Below are 15,213 nucleotides of genomic sequence, written 5' to 3' on the forward strand. Positions count from 1 at the left end.
TAGGATTGATTGTTCATGTGTTCCATGTCGGGATGGGTGCCCGGCAGTAGAGAGGACCTCGGTGGATCAATCCCCCACGTCGGCCGATCACGAGAACGTCGAGCGCGCTGAGCTGGCGGCTGAGCAGCAACACGTCGACCGGGTGTACGAGCGGGTCGCGGAGGCGGCCCGCTCAGCGTCCCGGATCGCGGTCGAAGGCCACCAGCGCGGACAGGCTCAGAACGTCGGCCGGGTCCGCGAGGAGGAGCAGACCGGTCTGTACGAGCGGGACGTGCTGGTGTTCGCGGCGGCCCGGCGGATCGCCGAGCTGGACGCCGAGCACGAGGGTCTCGTCTTCGGCCGGCTCGACTCCGACCGCGGCGACGACCAGCCGACCGCTGACAACGCCGCGGACCTGGAGAAGCTGTACGTCGGCCGGATCGGCGTCCGCGACGCGGAGTACGAACCACTGGTGATCGACTGGCGCGCGCCGGCCGCTGAGCCGTTCTATCGCGCCACCTCGACCGACCGGCTGAAGGTCGTCCGCCGCAGGGTGCTGCGCAACAAGGGCCCGCGCATCATCGGGCTCGAGGACGACCTGCTGGCGCCGGAGCGAGCGCCCGAGGACCTGCCGGTGATGGGTGAGGGCGCGCTGATGGCGTCCCTGTCCCGGGCCCGCGGTCACACGATGCGCGACATCGTCGCCACCATCCAGGCCGAGCAGGACAAGGCGATCCGGGCGCCCGCCCGCGGTGTCACCGTCATCGGCGGTGGCCCTGGTACTGGCAAGACCGTGGTCGCCCTGCACCGCGCGGCGTACCTGCTCTACAGCGACCGCAGGCGGTTCGAGCGTGGCGGCGTACTGGTCGTCGGGCCGTCCGCCGCGTTCATGGCCTACATCGAGCGAGTGCTGCCGAGCCTGGGCGAGAACACGGTGTCCCTGCGGGCTGTGGGCGAGCTGGTGGACGGTGTCAAGGCCACTGCGGTCGACGAGGCGGAGGTTGCCGCCATAAAGGGCTCACTGCGGATGCGCGGCGTACTGTCGCGTGCTGCCCGCGACCGCGTGCCCAACGCGCCCACCACGCTCCGCGTCTTCCTCGGTGGCGCGACCGTCGAGCTGGATGCGAACCAGCTGGACAACGTACGACGGAACGCGTTGCGCCGGACGCCCCGCAACAGGGCCGGAGCTGAAGCCCGCAAGGGTCTGGTGGCCGCGCTGTGGCAGCGGTTCCCAGATGACCTGCGCAACGGTGTGTACGGCGACCGTGAGGCGTTCGGCGACCAGGTGACCGAGACATCTGCGTTCCGGACGTTCTTCAGCCAGTGGTGGCCCGTTCTGACGCCGGAGGCGGTGCTGCGCTGGCTCGGTGACCCACGGCGGTTGCAGCGGTGGGCCCGCAACGACCTGAGTCCCGCAGAGATCGACACGCTCGCTGCAGCCATTCGCGGCACGGATGACTTCACCATTGCCGACGTTGCCCTGCTGGACGAGCTTGACACCGTGCTGGGACGCGCACCGCTCGCCGAGGTCAAGGACGAGGAGTTCGACTGGCTGGAGGGTCTGTCCGACGGCGTCAACGAAGTGCTGACCACGTCGGAGCGTCGGGCCCGGGCTGTCGCTGCCAGAGACGCAGAGGAGCCGGAGGAGTACGCGCACGTCCTGGTCGACGAGGCGCAGGACCTCTCCCCCATGCAGTGGCGGATGGTGACCCGCCGCGGTCCGCAGGCGAGCTGGACGATCGTCGGTGACCCGGCGCAGAGCTCGTGGCCGGACCCGGACGAGGCCCGCGCGGCGATGGACTCGATGCTGTCGCACCTGCAGCGGCACAGCTTCCGGCTGTCCACCAACTACCGGAACTCGGCCGAGATCTACTCGTTCGCCGGTGAGGTGATCCGTCGGTCCCTGCCCGGTGCGGACCTGCCGGACGCGGTACGTCGTACCGGCGTCGAGCCCGAGCACCGGGTTGTCGACGCCGGCAAGATCGCCGAGGCCGCTGGCGACACCGCGGTCGAGCTGCTCCAGCTGGTCGAGGGCACCGTCGGCGTGATCGTGCCGCCGAAGCTGCGACCAGCCGTCGACACGGTGCTGGCCGAGCTGGGCGACCCGCGCGTGGTCGCCGTGAGCCCGCTGGAGTCGAAGGGTCTCGAGTACGACGCGGTCGTGGTCGTCGAGCCGGACCGGATCGTCAGCGACACGCTAGGCGGCGTACGAGCCCTGTACGTCGTCCTGACCCGCGCGACTCAACGCCTCGTCACCGTCAACAGCACCACGGACTGGCTGCCTTAGCCGCGAGGTACGACGTACGAGACGAGATCGGCATCGTCGGCCGAGAGGTCGGACCAGCGGCAGGTGAGGTGGAGGACGGCCAGGCCGCTGGTCGGGTACTTCTGGGTGAGCTCGACGCGTTCCGGGCTGGTGCCGTCGAGGGCCAGCTCGTCGGCCAGCCACGGTAGGCCGGGGGCGTGGCCGACCAGGATCACCGTGCGGGCCTCGGCCGGTGCTTCGCGGATGACGTCGAGCAGCTCGTCGCTGTCGGCGTTGTAGATGCGGCGGTCGTACCAGATGTCGGTCGCGGTCGCGCCGGCCTCGGCGGCGTACTGCCAGGTCTCGCGGGTGCGCTGCGACGGCGAGCACAGGACCAGGTCCGCGTCGATGCCGTGGGCAACGAGGTAGCGACCGGCCGCACTCGCGTCGGCCCGGCCGCGGTCGGCCAGCGGGCGCTCCAGGTCGGGCATCGACTCGGGCGGGACCGCTTTCGCGTGCCGGAGCAGCACGAGGGTGCGGTCGATCAGCAGATCCGACGGGTCAGCCATCCGCACAGGATACGACCGGCAGCCGGGGTCAGGACACGACGGACGAGCGAAGGTTGAGGAACACCTGACGGGTCGCGGTGGATCTGTTCAGAGTGATGAAGTGAATACCGGGCGCACCGCCCGCGAGCAACCGCTCGCACAGCTCGGTCGCGATCTCGATACCCACCGCGCGCACCGCGCCGGGGTCGTCCTCGACCGCGAGCAGCCGGTCCGTCACCGACGTCGGCAGCGCCATCCCGGTCAGCTCCGCCATCCGCTGGATCTGCTTGATGTTGGTGACCGGCATGACGCCCGGCAGCACCGGGATGTCGCAGCCCAGCGCGGCCGCGCGCTCCACCAGCCGGAAGTAGTCGTCCGCACCGAAGAACATCTGAGTGATCGCGTAGTCGGCACCAGCGGCGGCCTTCGCCGCGAGCACCTGCGCGTCGGCCTCCAGCGACGTCGCCTCCGGATGCTTGTCCGGGAACGCCGCCACCCCGACGCAGAAGTCGCCGAGCGACTTGATCAGCTCGACCAGCTCGACCGCGTGGTTCAGGCCTTCCGGATGCGCGACCCAGGGCTGGTTCGGACCGCCCGGCGGGTCGCCGCGCAGCGCGAGCATGTTCCGTACGCCGGCGCCGGCGTACGCACCGATCACCGACCGTAGCTCGTCGCGCGAGTGGGAGACACAGGTGAGGTGGCCGAGCGGCGTGAGCGAGGTGTCCTGGGCGACCCGTTCGGTGACCCGGATGGTGCCGTCCCGGGTGGTGCCGCCGGCGCCGTACGTGATCGAGACGAAGGTCGGCCGCAGCTGCTCGATCTCCCGGATCGACCGCCACAGCACCTCCTCGGCCTCGGGCGTCTTCGGCGGGAAGAACTCGAACGAGAAGGAGCGGTCCCCGGCGGACAGCAGCTCGCGGATCGTCGGCCTACCGCCGGGCCGCGTCGAGGGAAGACCGTTCGCCATGGCGACAGGTTACCCGCGGTGTCCATCACGGCGCTGCCACCGACTACGCTCCGAGACGTGTATGGCGATGTGGACATCCCGGCCGAGGTACAGCGTGCGCTGACCGGTTTCCTCGACCTGCAGCAGCAGCGGCTGGCGGCGATCGGGCCGGAGCTGACCGAGCAGGTGCAGGCCGCGCGGGACGCGACCAGCGGCGGCAAGCGGCTGCGGCCGTCCTTCTGCTACTGGGGCTTCCGGGCCGCGGGCGGCGATCCGGCGCAGCCGATCCTGACCGCCGCGGCCAGTCTGGAGATGCTGCACGTCAGCGCCCTGGTGCACGACGACGTGATGGATTCCTCCGACGTACGCCGAGGTGCTCCCGCCGCTCATCGTCGCTTCGAGGCGTTGCAACGGGCCCGGTCGGAGGCCTCCGGGGTCGGCGGCGACCCGGTCGGTTTCGGTATCGGCGCGGCCATCCTGCTCGGCGATCTGTGCCTGATCTGGGCGGACGAGATCCTGCACACGTCCGGTTTCGACGCGGCCGCACTCGCCCGGGCGGCGCGGTTCTTCGACGCCGTCCGGGTCGAGGTGACAGCCGGGCAGTACCTGGACCTGGTCGCGCAGGCGAGTGGCGTGTCCGACATGGACCAGGCTTTGCGCGTTCTGCGGTACAAGTCGGCGACGTACACGGTCGAGCGGCCGTTGCACATCGGCGCGGCGTTGGCCGGCGGCGATCGGCGGTTGCTCGAGGCCTTGTCGGCGTACGGCCTGCCGGTGGGTGAGGCGTTCCAGCTGCGCGACGACCTGCTCGGGGTGTTCGGCGATCCGGCGCTGACCGGGAAGCCGGCCGGTGACGACCTGCGCGAGGGCAAGCGGACGGTGCTGGTCGCCTACGCGGTCGACCACGCGTCGGAGGTGCAGCTGGCCGAGTTCGACCGGCTGTTCGGACGGCCGGACCTGGACGACGACGAGATCCAGTTGCTGCGCGAGATCCTGCAGGACTCGCGGGCGGTGCAGGCCTGCGAGGACCTCATCACCGAGCGGACCGAGGACGCCCTCGACGCCCTGGACCGCGCTCCCCTCGCCGACGGCACGGCCCGCAAAGCCCTGGCCGACCTGGCCATCGCCGCCACCTCGCGCTTGCTGTGACCCGTCCGCGCCACTGATCCCACACCCGCGAGTGAAGCCACCGTGCGACAGTCCGTGCACGCGAGTGAAGCCACCGTGCGTCAACTCCGTCGAGTGTGGCGACCTTGCGGCCGGCAATCGCTTGCCGGGCGCCCACTTCTTTCACTCGATCCCCGCTCCGCCCGAGGGGCGGGGTCAGGGGGTGGTCATTAGGTTGATAAGGCGGAGGAGCTCGGCAGTCGGGGCCAGGTCGCCGATGATGATGACCTTCAGTACGGCGCGATCCTCGTCGTACACGGTCTCGACCCGGAGGCGGCCGACTCCGGGTTGATTGAGCGCGCCCATCACGTGGGTGCTGATCCGGTCCGCACCGGTCCGGTCGATCGCGTCGATGTGCACGATGCTGGACGCCTCGACGTGCCGGGACCGTTCGTCCGCCTCGAGCGCGGCGGCACTGGTCCCGGTGAACGCCTCGAGGTCCTCGCGGGCGATCCGGTACTGCTTCCCGATCCGGACGGCCTTCAGCCGGCCGTCGCGCACGTAGTTCCGGATCGTCCGGACATGCAGGCCGAGCCGGCTCGCCACCTGCTCGACCGAGTACAGCTCCTGAGGCATCCGCTTCCTTCGTCGTCGTGGGACTCCAGGCTAAGGCAGGTTCCTTAGAATTCCCTATATTTAGCAAGATAGGGGTTGTTTAAGGTATTTTCGATGCCATGATTGAGGAACTTGGAGGCATCCGGGTGTTCGTGAGCGACAGCCGCCTGGGGGACGACCGGGACGCCGTACAGCTCATCGCGACGGCGCACTACGAGCACCAGGCCGAGTGGGTCGCCTTGACGGCGGAGGGGTTGGGCGAGGAGTTCTTCGAGTTGCGGACCGGCCGGGCGGGAGCGATCGCGCAGAAGTTCGTGGACTACCGGATGGGCCTGGCCGTGGTGGGTGACATCTCGGACAAGCTGGCCGAGAGCAAGCCGCTGCGGGACTGGGTCCGGGAGAGCAACCGAGGACGGTCGGTGTGGATCGTGGAGGAGCTATCCGTACTGGCCGAGCGGCTGGGCGCGTGATCAGCACCGGGAGCTAGCCCCGGCCGCGGTCACAGCACAGGCTGCGAGCCGAGCAGGTCCGGCGTCTCGGCACCGGGGCGCTCCTGGATGAGAACCCGGAGCTGACCGGATGCCGTCGTGTCCTCGGTGAAGATCTGCAGTGCGACATCGACGGTGTCGTGGTCGTGCTCGAGCAGATGGTGGAGACCGGTCCAGAGCACGATCTCGGGTTCGCCGGTGGAGCGGTCGCTCAGCGAATCGGCGAGTGCGTCCCAGTTGCGCCCGAACCACCGCGGCAGGTCGAAGGCAGTCGCGCAGAGGTCCAGGAACCCGGCCTTGTCGTGGATCTCGTGTGTGTCCAGGAGGACGAAGTCCCAGCCCGCCCCGGCGACGTCGCGTCGTACTTGGTCTGCGGTCGCGTCGGACTGCCAGCGGTAGACGCCGGGCCGCAGGCCGTTGGACAGCAGCGTGCGCAGGTCAGTCATCCGTCGGTCCCCCCGTCCGCCGCGATCCGGCGGAACGATTTGTAGTGATCGTCGGTGTAATAACGCTCACCACCCTTCCCGGTCACGATCCGCCGGGCGCCGCGATCCTTCTCCTCCGGCGTCTTCACGGTGTACTCGCGGTAGTACCCACGGTCCTGCCTCGGCAGGATCTTCTCGAAGTTGCCGAACCCGGCCCCGTCCCGGCTGTACGGGAACGGCCCACCCTGATCGATCAGCTTCAGCGTGTCCTGCGCCTCGGCCGGCAGGTCCGCCACCGCGACGATGGTCAGGCCGCTCTCCGGATCAGTGCTGCTCGACTTGGCGGCACTGCAGCCGAACAGCGAGGCAGCCAGCGTGATCACCAGCATCGCGACCACGACGGCGGCGACGATCCGGGCTGCCTTCGGGTTGTTGATCACCCGGCCCCCCGCAACCGCCGGCTGAACTCCGCGGCCGCGGCACCGGGGTCGTCCGCGTCGGTGATCGCGCGTACGACGACCACGCGAGTGGCACCTGCTTCGAGGACCTGGTCGAGTCGGCCGAGATCGATACCACCGATCGCGAACCACGGCTTCGGCTGCTGACGGCTGGCGGCGTACGCAACAAGCTCGAGCCCGGCGGGCTGGCGGCCCGGCTTGGTCGGCGTCTCCCAGGTCGGCCCGACGCAGAAGTAGTCGGAGCCCTGCTCGGCAACGGCTGCGTTCACCTGACTGAACGTGTGGGTGGAGCGGCCGATGATCAGGTCCGGACCGGTGATGGCCCGGGCGGCCTGCACCGGCAGGTCACGCTGACCCAGGTGCAGTACGTCGGCTCCGGCGGTGAAGGCGATGTCCGCACGGTCGTTGACGGCCAGCAGCTTGCCGTGCCGCTTGCACGCGGCCGCGAAGACCTCCAGGGCGGCCAGCTCGTCGGCAGCCTCCATGTCCTTCTGACGGAGCTGCACGATGTCCACGCCACCGCCGAGGGCGGCGTCCAGGAACTGTTCGAGGTCGCCCTGCTTCTCGCGGGCGTCCGTGCACAGGTAGAGGCGTGCGTCCTGCAAGCGGTCGGTGTGCTCGGTGTGCTCAATCACACCACACAGCCTGCCATGTACGCGCCGTCGTAGTGTGGTGGCATGCCTGTGCTCATTGCCGCGCTGCCGCGCGGCGGGTCATGGGGCTTTGACTCCCGGCCTTCCCTCGTCGCTCCGGTCGCTGCGCTCCCTCCGCTCCTCAGTCCAGGCCGGGAGGCCCCATGACCGGGTTCACATCCGATGTGGTGGTGGTCGGGGCCGGGCTCATTGGTCTTGCCACCGCCTGGCGGCTGGCTGCAGACGGTATCCAGGTGACGGTATGTGACCCGACACCCGGCACCCAGACCTCCGCCGTCGCCGCCGGGATGCTGGCACCGGTCACCGAGGTCGAGTACGGCGAAGACGACTTGCTCGCCCTCAACCTCGCGAGTGTCGCCGCGTGGCCTTCGTTCGCCGCCGAACTGGAAAGCACCACAGGTCTCTCAGCCGGTCTGCACCAGACAGGGACCCTGTCGGTCGCGTACGACGTCGACGACGCAGCAGCACTCCGGAGATTGGCGGACTACCAACGACGCCTCGGCCTCGAGGTCGAGGAACTGTCCGGCCGCGACGCCCGCAAACGCGAGCCGATGCTGGCCGCCGGCGTCTCCGGTGGCGTGTGGGTCCCCGGCGACCACTCAGTCGACAACAGGCAGGCAGTGGCCGCACTCCTCCGCGCAGTAGAAGTCTCCGGTGTCACCCTGCTGCGTGAGCGCGTGTCGCGCGTCCTCACCTCAGGTGCGACGGCTGTCGGCGTACAACTGGACAACGGGGACACCGTGCATGCGGGGCATGTCGTTGTGGCGGCGGGGCCTTGGTCTGGGCAATTGGACGGGGTACCGCAGGAGCTGCGGCCGCCTGTGCGTCCCGTGAAGGGCGAAGTACTGCGGCTGCGGGTGCCTGAGGCTTATCGGCCTGCACTGACTCACACCGTACGTGCGACCGCGCGAGGCTTCTCTGTCTACCTGGTGCCGCGGCCAGGTGGTGAGCTCGTAGTGGGTGCCACCAGCACTGAGCTCGGCTATGACACCCGGGTGCTCGCAGGTGGCGTGTTCTCGTTGCTGCGGGACGCCCGGATGGTGCTGCCGATCACGGATGAGCTCGAGTTGGTGGAAGCGATCGCCGGGCTGCGACCTGCGACACCGGACAACGCGCCAGTGCTGGGACCGTCCGGTCTCGATGGGTTGCTCTGGGCAACGGGTCACTACCGCAACGGCGTACTGCTCACGCCGATCACCGCGCAGCTCATCGCCGACACTGTGCGCACCGGCGTCGTACCCGAGCTGGCAAAGCCGTTCCTCGGGAGCAGGTTCGCGACCGGTCGGTTGCTCTGAGCACTCATCGCTTGTGAACTACACGCATGTAGTTCAGCCTTGAATTGTAAACATTGGATTACAGGCGTAACAAGCACCCCATTGGCCCCTGTTGTCACATGAGTATCGCACTTACGGTCAAGTGACGCTCACACGGGGAGATGGAACCATGCGCAACGTCGTACGTGTTCTGAGCGGCATAGCCGTGCCGTTGCTGACCGCAGGCGTGATCACCGCCGGTTCACCGGGCTTCGGCTCGTACACGGTGAAGGACGGTGACACCCTCAGCCACATCGCGAGCCGCTACGGCACCACGGTGAAGAACCTGGTCGTCCTCAACAAACTGCCCGGCAACGGCAACGCAATCTACGCCGGCGCGGTGCTGAAGGTGCCAGGGAGCGCCGGGAAGCAGGCGAGCACCAAGCGCTCCCAGCTCGGCCGGGTCACCTATATCGTCAAACCGGGTGACACGGTCTCCGAGATCGCCAAGCGCTTCAAGTGCTCCCAGGCGAACCTGCTGGCCGCGAACGGCCTGCGCGCCGGCGACCACATCTACGCCGGGAAGCCGCTGCAGGTCCCGGTCAAGCTCCGGCCGAAGGCCAAGGCACCGGTCAAGAAGAACAACAGCTTCGCCGGCCGCACCTACGCGGACCACATCGTCGCCAGGGCCGACCGCAACCGGGCGATCCTGAAGAGCCGCAAGCTGCCGACCAGGGCCCAGATGCGCAACCTGATCGTCAGCACCTCCAAGCGGTACGGCGTCGACCCGGAGCTCGCGCTCGCGGTGAGCTGGCAGGAGTCGGGGTGGAAGCAGCGGGTGGTCTCTCCGGCGAACGCAATCGGTGCGATGCAGGTGATCCCGTCGACCGGCCAGTTCGCCTCGTCCATCGTGGGGCGGAAGCTGGACCTGCTCCGGCCGCAGGACAACGTCACTGCCGGAGTGGTGCTGCTGGACCGGCTGACCGGCGCGGCCCGGCTGGACATCGCCGTCGCGGGGTACTACCAGGGCCTGGGCGGGGTGACGCGGAACGGGATGTACCCGGACACGAAGCTGTACGTGAAGAACGTGCTCCGGATCAAGGCGCAGCTGGAGCGGGGCTGGGACCCATTACGGTGAGGTAGCACGTTTGCGGTGAGCCTGGCGCGGTCATGCTGGGGCCTTATCTACACTCTCTGAGCAGGACGGCTTCGAGAGGCGGCTCACCGCAAGTGACGGACGACGTGGACACGCAGGTCAGCGACCGCCTCGTCGGGCGAGTGCTCGACGGACGGTACCGCGTGGGCGCGCGCGTCGCGAAGGGCGGGATGGCCACCGTCTACAAAGCCCTCGACATGCGGCTGGACCGGGTGGTCGCGCTCAAGGTGATGCACGACGGGCTCGGTGACGACGCCCAGTTCGCCCGCCGGTTCGTGGCCGAGGCCCGGGCCGCCGCCCGGCTCTCGCACCCGAACGTGGTCGCCGTCTTCGACCAGGGTGACGACGACGGCACGCTGTTCCTGGCGATGGAGTACGTTCCTGGCCGCACGCTCCGGGACGTGATCCGGGAGCAGGCGCCGCTCTCCCCCGCTCGCGCGCTCGACCTGCTGGCGCCGATCCTGTCCGCGCTCTCCGCGGCACACGACGCCGGGATCGTGCACCGCGACATCAAGCCGGAGAACGTGCTGATCTCCGACAACGGCGTGGTGAAGGTCGCGGACTTCGGTCTGGCCCGCGCGGTCAGCGCGACCGGCAACACCGCGACGCAGGGCCTCCTCATGGGCACGGTGTCCTATCTGGCGCCTGAGCTCGTCACGGACGGTAGCGCGGATGCCCGGTCGGACGTGTACTCCTCAGGCATCCTGCTGTACGAGATGCTCACCGGGAACAAGCCACACTCCGGTGACACCCCGATCCAGGTCGCGTACGCGCATGTCCACGCCGACGTACCGGCGCCGTCGTTGGAGCAGCCGAGCATCCCGCCGTACGTCGATGCGCTCGTGCAGCGCGCGACTGCGCGTGACCGGGATCTGCGGCCGGCCGACGCGCGGGTGCTGAGCCGCCAGGTTCACCGGGTCCGCAGTGCGCTGGAGGAAGGGCTGCCGGACGACCCGGACCTGACCGGCGACCTGACTGTGCCGATCCAGCAGATCCGCCAGGACAGCGGGTATGACGACGGCTACACGCGCGGCGGCCTGGACGACAACGGTCAGGTCCTGCGGCACGACACGATCGTCGTACCGGTGGAGAACGGACGGCCCACCGGCGCGCCGCGGCGAGTCCAGGCGCCGCCGCAGCGCAAGGGCCGCGGGCTCATCGCACTGATCGCGATCCTGGCCGCCGCGATCGGCATCGGTACGGCGGCCTGGTACTACGGCATCCACCGCTACACCACCACGCCGAGTCTGGTGAGGATGGTGCCGGCGGCGGCCGCGGCTGAGGCCGAGAAGGCCGGGCTGCGGACCACCCTGGCGAACCAGGACTTCTCCGAGGACGTGCCGAGGGGTGAGGTCATGGCGACCGACCCCGCCGCCGGGGACCGGATCCGCAAGAACGGTGAGGTCGGTCTCACCGTCTCCAAGGGCCCGGAACGGTACCGGGTGCCACAGCTCGCCGGGCTGGAACTCGACGCGGCGAAGCGGGCGCTGGACCCGATCAAGCTCATCACCGGGCAGATCAACGAGCAGTACAGCGAGACCGTGCCGGCCGGCCGGGTGATCGCGTTCAGCCCGAAGTTCGACTCGGTGGTGAAACCGGGGACGGCGGTCAACCTCGCGATCAGCAAGGGCAGGAAGCCGATCGCGGTACCCGACACCACCGGGAAGTCCTACCGGGACGCGAGAGGGGAACTGCGCAAACTCGGCTTCGTGGTCGGGCGCACCGACCAGTACGACGAGAAGGTCGCCGAGGGCAAGGTGATCAGCCAGAACCCGAACAGCGGCACCCTGTTCGCCAAGGACAAGGTCCAGCTGGTGGTGTCGAAGGGCCCACCGCTGGTGGAGATCCCGAACGTCAAGCGCAAGAACCTCGCCGACGCGCAGAAGATCCTCACCGAGGCGGGCTTCACGGTGAAGGTGGAGAAGGCGCCGTTCAACCTCGGGCTCAACATCGTCGCCGCGCAGAACCCAGGGGCCGGCAAGTTGGCCAAACCCGGTAGCCAGGTCGTCATCACGGTGCTCTGACCCGTTTTGGCGCCCGGTGGTGGCGTCTGATGAGATGTGCCGCGTGAATCACCCGCGTCTGGCCGTCTTTGCCCTGCTCGCGGTCGCGGCGGCGTGGGGATCCACGTTCTTCCTGACCAAGGACCTGCTCACCAGGATGGACGTCGCCGACTACCTGGCGTTGCGTTTTCTGATCGCCTCGATCGCGCTGGTCCTGGTCCATCCGCCGGCGATCGGCCGGCTGAGCCGCCTGGACCGCGGCCGTGCCGTTGCCCTCGGCATCACCTACGGCATCGCCCAGCTGGTCCAGACCGAGGGCCTGCGGCACACGTCGGCGAGTGTCTCCGGTTTCGTCACCGGCATGTACGTCGTGTTCACCCCGCTGCTGGCCGCGGTCATCCTGCGGCACAAGATCGGCCGCTGGGCCTGGGTCGCCGTGCTCCTTGCCACCGTCGGCCTCGGCGTACTGTCGCTGCGCGGTCTGAGCCTGGGCACCGGGGAGCTGCTCACCCTCGCCTCGGCCGGCCTGTACGCGTTGCACATCATCGGTCTCGGCGCCTGGTCCACCCCGTCGAACGCGTTCGGTCTGTCCGCACTGCAGATGATCGTGATCACCTGCGTGTGCGGTATCGGCGCTCTGCCCGGGGGCTTCGCCGTACCGGGAACAACCGGTGACTGGGTCAGCGTCTTCTACATGGCGCTCGTCGCCGGGGCGCTGGCATTGATCGTCCAGACGTGGGCGCAGGCTCATCTCAACCCGACCCGCGCGGCGATCGCGATGACCATGGAACCGGTGTTCGCGTCGTCGTTCGCCGTACTGTTCGGCTCGGAGAGCGTGACCTGGCGGATGCTGGTAGGTGGTGCCCTGGTGCTGTCCGCCATGTACCTGGTGGAACTCGCACCGCGACGCAAGTTCGAGGCCGAAGTGCAGCATCTGGCTCAGTAGTTCCAGGACATAGGGGGAACGATGCGGGACGACAGTGCGCGGCGGGTCCGGTGGTACCCGGCCGTCGTCATCGCTGTCGTGCTGGCGTTCCTGGCCGCGGGGACAGCGCACAACCTCGTACGCAACCCGCAACCCTTGCTGGTCGCGGACGGCATACCGGGCCGGACGGCATCCGCGCAGGCCGCCGGCGACGGCCGGTACGCCGACATGATGCAGGACGCGATCGCCGACCTCGATGCCCTCACGCTTCCGAGCGGCGCGACCTTGGCCGGCTGGGACGGTCCGTGGCGGTTCGTCTGGCCGCGGGACGCGTCGTTCGTGGCAGCGGCGTACTGCTCGATCGGCCGGTCCGCGGACGCCGGACGCGTGCTGGATTTCCTGGACCGCATCAGGCCTTCCACCGGTCGCTGGGAAGCGCGGTACTCGGACACCGGCGAGCCGATCCGGGACGGCCGCGAAGCACAGCTGGACGGATCAGGATGGGTGCTGTGGGCAACCTGGTTCTGCCAGGCCGGCGGCGCCCACTGGGAGCTGGTCCGGGAGTCCGCGGACCAGATCGTGACCGAGCTCGGACCGAACGGCCTGCCCGGTCCGTCAGCGGACTACTGGGAACGTCCGGAGGCCGAGCTGACCCTCGGCACCGTCGCCCCGTTGCTCACCGGCCTCCGCTCCGCGGTCGGGATCGCCACCAATCTCCAGCACGACGCCGAGGCGGCGCGCTGGAACGAAGCGCTGGAAAAGTTGTCCACGGCAACGGATCGGCACTTTGGTCCGGAGTATCCGAGGACCCGGGCGCGAGCGGTCGGCTTCCTGGAGCCGGGGCTCGAACCGATCGGCCTGGGCGGCGGCGCGGATGCGATCGTGACCGTTCTCGGTCCGCCGTTCGCACCGGCTCGCGCCGAGGTCGACCACGCGATCGACCGGGCGCGCGCCGTACTCACGCAGCCCAATGGCGGTGTCACACCTGGCGAGGAGTGGCGTACCGACGGCGTCGCCTGGACGCCGGAGACGGCGTTGTTCGCGTTGAGCGCCGCGGCCCGGGGAGATCGTGCGACCGCCGGTGAACTGCTGACCTGGCTGGACCACTACCGCACCAGCACCGGCGCACTGCCGGAGAAGGTCAATCGCAACCTCCAGCCGGCCGGCGAGGCTCCACTCGGCTGGACCTCAGCCCTGGTCGTCCTCGCCGGCGCCGCACTCGACAAGCCGTTGCCGATTCCCTAGCAGAGCTCCATCGCGTCGTGCGTCGGCACGTCCGGTCTCGACGTACTCGTCTTCACCGAATAGAAGAAGGCGGTCGAGGCGATGTCGTCCTGCAGCGGGAGGTAGCGCCCACCGGACCGCCAGCCGAGGGCCTGGACGTCGACGCGCAGCTTCTCCTTGAACCGGATCGGGTCGGGCAGGTGGAAGCGGTACATGCCGAATCGTTGCTGGCTCGCGTACTGCCCGTCCGGCCGGAGCACCTGCGGCATGCCGAGGTACAGCGTACTGAACTCGGTGTAGCCGCCGAGGTGGGGGACGTCGAAATTCCACGCTCCGCCGAAGTAGTCCTCGGTACCGGTACCGCAGATGGTCGGGAACTCGTCGTCACCGTCGAGGTAGAACTTCACCTCGCCCTCACCCCACCAACCACTGCTGTTGACACCCCAGGCGAGGTACGTGCCGACGTAGTGCCCCGGACCCTCCACACCGTCGAGCAGAGTGTGCACGGTCTTGGCCGGCAACGGGTTGCTCCGCCGCCACTGCGCATGCAGGTACGCCGTGTTGTCGGGTACGGCACCCAGCCAGTAGTCGACCTGGAAGTACACGATCACCGGCTCGTCGTGGGTGTTCTCCAGCGTCAGCGTCGCCTGCGACTGGAACGGCATCTCCCAGTAACTGTTGAAACCGCCGTTCGGGTTCACCGCAACCGGCAGCGAGTTGACCTGGGCGAACTTGCCCCAACCGGAGCAGAAGAAGTCGCCCACCGGTGTCTCGATCGCGGGCGCCTCGTCGCCGTCCCAGTGCGCCCGCAGCACCAGCCGCCGCCAGTTGTCGACGTGCGTGGTGAGCCAGATGTGCGTGATGCAGCCCTGACCGGCGATGTCCGCCAGGGTCGCGGTCGCCCCCGCGCCGATCTCGATTGACGGCGACACCTTCCAGCCCTGGCCGAGCTCCCGGGCCGCGTGCGCCCCGGTCCCCTCGGTCGACCGGCCACCCTGACCGGGCTCACCGGTGGGGTTCTCCGCACTGATGGAACGCGTCTCGACATCGACGATCGCGCTGATTCCGGACAGCTTCCCAAGAGTCATACCCGCGACCTTAGGTCGCCGCCGGGTCGTGAGAAATCGATTGCCCAGGACCTGGACTCAGCACGGTTGAGCACTTTCGAGGCGGATCCATGCACGAGCC

The 15,213-nt window shown here is 68.9% G+C and carries 15 protein-coding genes; 8 read left to right on the forward strand and 7 right to left on the reverse strand.

The features are described from left to right. Positions 1–61 precede the first annotated feature (61 nt). Positions 62–2,266 carry a UvrD-helicase domain-containing protein gene (locus AB0F43_RS02000; protein ID WP_360469290.1) on the forward strand — a complete coding sequence of 735 codons (2,205 nt, stop codon included), beginning with the start codon at positions 62–64 and terminating at the stop codon, positions 2,264–2,266. Here the strand turns inward: AB0F43_RS02000 and AB0F43_RS02005 are convergent. Both AB0F43_RS02005 and metF read right to left on the reverse strand, forming a co-directional pair. After that, complete coding sequence (locus AB0F43_RS02005; RefSeq protein ID WP_360469292.1) at positions 2,263–2,793, reverse strand: histidine phosphatase family protein; 531 nt, start codon at positions 2,791–2,793, stop codon at positions 2,263–2,265. The two genes, AB0F43_RS02000 and AB0F43_RS02005, sit on opposite strands and share 4 nt — an antisense overlap. Positions 2,794–2,821: 28 nt before the next feature. Next, a complete protein-coding gene (metF, locus tag AB0F43_RS02010; protein ID WP_360469295.1) occupies positions 2,822–3,739 on the reverse strand; it encodes a methylenetetrahydrofolate reductase [NAD(P)H] in 918 nt (305 codons plus the stop codon). A 57-nt stretch (positions 3,740–3,796) separates the two neighbouring features. Here metF and AB0F43_RS02015 point away from each other — a divergent pair, with 57 nt between their 5' ends. Further along, positions 3,797–4,867 carry a polyprenyl synthetase family protein gene (locus AB0F43_RS02015; RefSeq protein ID WP_360469297.1) on the forward strand — a complete coding sequence of 357 codons (1,071 nt, stop codon included), beginning with the start codon at positions 3,797–3,799 and terminating at the stop codon, positions 4,865–4,867. 174 nt (positions 4,868–5,041) lie between these two features. On the opposite strand, the gene AB0F43_RS02020 is transcribed toward AB0F43_RS02015, so the two are convergent. Then, positions 5,042–5,461 (reverse strand): helix-turn-helix domain-containing protein, encoded by a 420-nt coding sequence (locus tag AB0F43_RS02020; RefSeq protein ID WP_360469300.1) that lies wholly within the window; start codon positions 5,459–5,461, stop codon positions 5,042–5,044. A 98-nt stretch (positions 5,462–5,559) separates the two neighbouring features. Here AB0F43_RS02020 and AB0F43_RS02025 point away from each other — a divergent pair, with 98 nt between their 5' ends. Next, complete coding sequence (locus tag AB0F43_RS02025; protein ID WP_360469302.1) at positions 5,560–5,910, forward strand: DUF4180 domain-containing protein; 351 nt, start codon at positions 5,560–5,562, stop codon at positions 5,908–5,910. Between the two features lie 29 nt (positions 5,911–5,939). On the opposite strand, the gene AB0F43_RS02030 is transcribed toward AB0F43_RS02025, so the two are convergent. The 3 genes from AB0F43_RS02030 to thiE are packed head-to-tail and all read right to left on the reverse strand — an operon-like array spanning position 5,940 to position 7,446. Continuing rightward, on the reverse strand, positions 5,940–6,374 hold the full coding sequence (locus AB0F43_RS02030; protein ID WP_360469305.1) for a barstar family protein: 435 nt from the start codon (positions 6,372–6,374) through the stop codon (positions 5,940–5,942). Then, positions 6,371–6,793: a ribonuclease domain-containing protein gene (locus AB0F43_RS02035; protein ID WP_360469308.1), complete on the reverse strand. Its 423-nt coding sequence runs from the start codon at positions 6,791–6,793 to the stop codon at positions 6,371–6,373. Before AB0F43_RS02035 ends, AB0F43_RS02030 begins: the two co-directional genes overlap by 4 nt. Further along, the gene (gene thiE / locus AB0F43_RS02040; protein ID WP_360469310.1) at positions 6,790–7,446 is read right to left on the reverse strand and encodes a thiamine phosphate synthase; all 657 of its coding nucleotides are present in this window, start codon (positions 7,444–7,446) and stop codon (positions 6,790–6,792) included. The genes AB0F43_RS02035 and thiE overlap by 4 nt, the downstream gene beginning before the upstream one ends. A gap of 161 nt (positions 7,447–7,607) precedes the next feature. Between thiE and thiO the strand changes: the two genes are divergently transcribed. From thiO to AB0F43_RS02065, 5 genes are all read left to right on the forward strand, one after another. Beyond that, positions 7,608–8,759 (forward strand): glycine oxidase ThiO, encoded by a 1,152-nt coding sequence (gene thiO, locus AB0F43_RS02045; RefSeq protein WP_360469313.1) that lies wholly within the window; start codon positions 7,608–7,610, stop codon positions 8,757–8,759. 148 nt (positions 8,760–8,907) lie between these two features. Beyond that, complete coding sequence (locus AB0F43_RS02050) at positions 8,908–9,855, forward strand: LysM peptidoglycan-binding domain-containing protein (RefSeq protein WP_360469316.1); 948 nt, start codon at positions 8,908–8,910, stop codon at positions 9,853–9,855. A 92-nt stretch (positions 9,856–9,947) separates the two neighbouring features. Continuing rightward, positions 9,948–11,897, forward strand: coding sequence for a Stk1 family PASTA domain-containing Ser/Thr kinase (pknB, locus tag AB0F43_RS02055; RefSeq protein ID WP_360469319.1), 1,950 nt, complete (start codon positions 9,948–9,950; stop codon positions 11,895–11,897). 34 nt (positions 11,898–11,931) lie between these two features. Then, complete coding sequence (locus tag AB0F43_RS02060) at positions 11,932–12,822, forward strand: DMT family transporter (RefSeq protein ID WP_360469322.1); 891 nt, start codon at positions 11,932–11,934, stop codon at positions 12,820–12,822. A gap of 21 nt (positions 12,823–12,843) precedes the next feature. Further along, complete coding sequence (locus AB0F43_RS02065; protein ID WP_360469325.1) at positions 12,844–14,046, forward strand: glucoamylase; 1,203 nt, start codon at positions 12,844–12,846, stop codon at positions 14,044–14,046. On the opposite strand, the gene AB0F43_RS02070 is transcribed toward AB0F43_RS02065, so the two are convergent. Next, the gene (locus tag AB0F43_RS02070; RefSeq protein ID WP_360469328.1) at positions 14,043–15,113 is read right to left on the reverse strand and encodes a glycoside hydrolase family 172 protein; all 1,071 of its coding nucleotides are present in this window, start codon (positions 15,111–15,113) and stop codon (positions 14,043–14,045) included. The genes AB0F43_RS02065 and AB0F43_RS02070 overlap by 4 nt on opposite strands. Positions 15,114–15,213: the final 100 nt, after the last annotated feature.

It is taken from the genome of Kribbella sp. NPDC023972, from assembly GCF_040639075.1.
Lineage (GTDB): Bacteria > Actinomycetota > Actinomycetes > Propionibacteriales > Kribbellaceae > Kribbella.

Coding starts and splice junctions, on each gene's coding strand:
- AB0F43_RS02005 (WP_360469292.1), bottom strand. CDS start 2,793: ATGGCTGACCCGTCGGATCTGCTGATCGACCGCACCCTCGTGCTGCTC.
- metF (WP_360469295.1), bottom strand. CDS start 3,739: ATGGCGAACGGTCTTCCCTCGACGCGGCCCGGCGGTAGGCCGACGATC.
- AB0F43_RS02020 (WP_360469300.1), bottom strand. CDS start 5,461: ATGCCTCAGGAGCTGTACTCGGTCGAGCAGGTGGCGAGCCGGCTCGGC.
- AB0F43_RS02025 (WP_360469302.1), top strand. CDS start 5,560: ATGATTGAGGAACTTGGAGGCATCCGGGTGTTCGTGAGCGACAGCCGC.
- AB0F43_RS02030 (WP_360469305.1), bottom strand. CDS start 6,374: ATGACTGACCTGCGCACGCTGCTGTCCAACGGCCTGCGGCCCGGCGTC.
- thiO (WP_360469313.1), top strand. CDS start 7,608: ATGACCGGGTTCACATCCGATGTGGTGGTGGTCGGGGCCGGGCTCATT.
- AB0F43_RS02050 (WP_360469316.1), top strand. CDS start 8,908: ATGCGCAACGTCGTACGTGTTCTGAGCGGCATAGCCGTGCCGTTGCTG.
- AB0F43_RS02060 (WP_360469322.1), top strand. CDS start 11,932: ATGTGCCGCGTGAATCACCCGCGTCTGGCCGTCTTTGCCCTGCTCGCG.
- AB0F43_RS02065 (WP_360469325.1), top strand. CDS start 12,844: ATGCGGGACGACAGTGCGCGGCGGGTCCGGTGGTACCCGGCCGTCGTC.
- AB0F43_RS02070 (WP_360469328.1), bottom strand. CDS start 15,113: ATGACTCTTGGGAAGCTGTCCGGAATCAGCGCGATCGTCGATGTCGAG.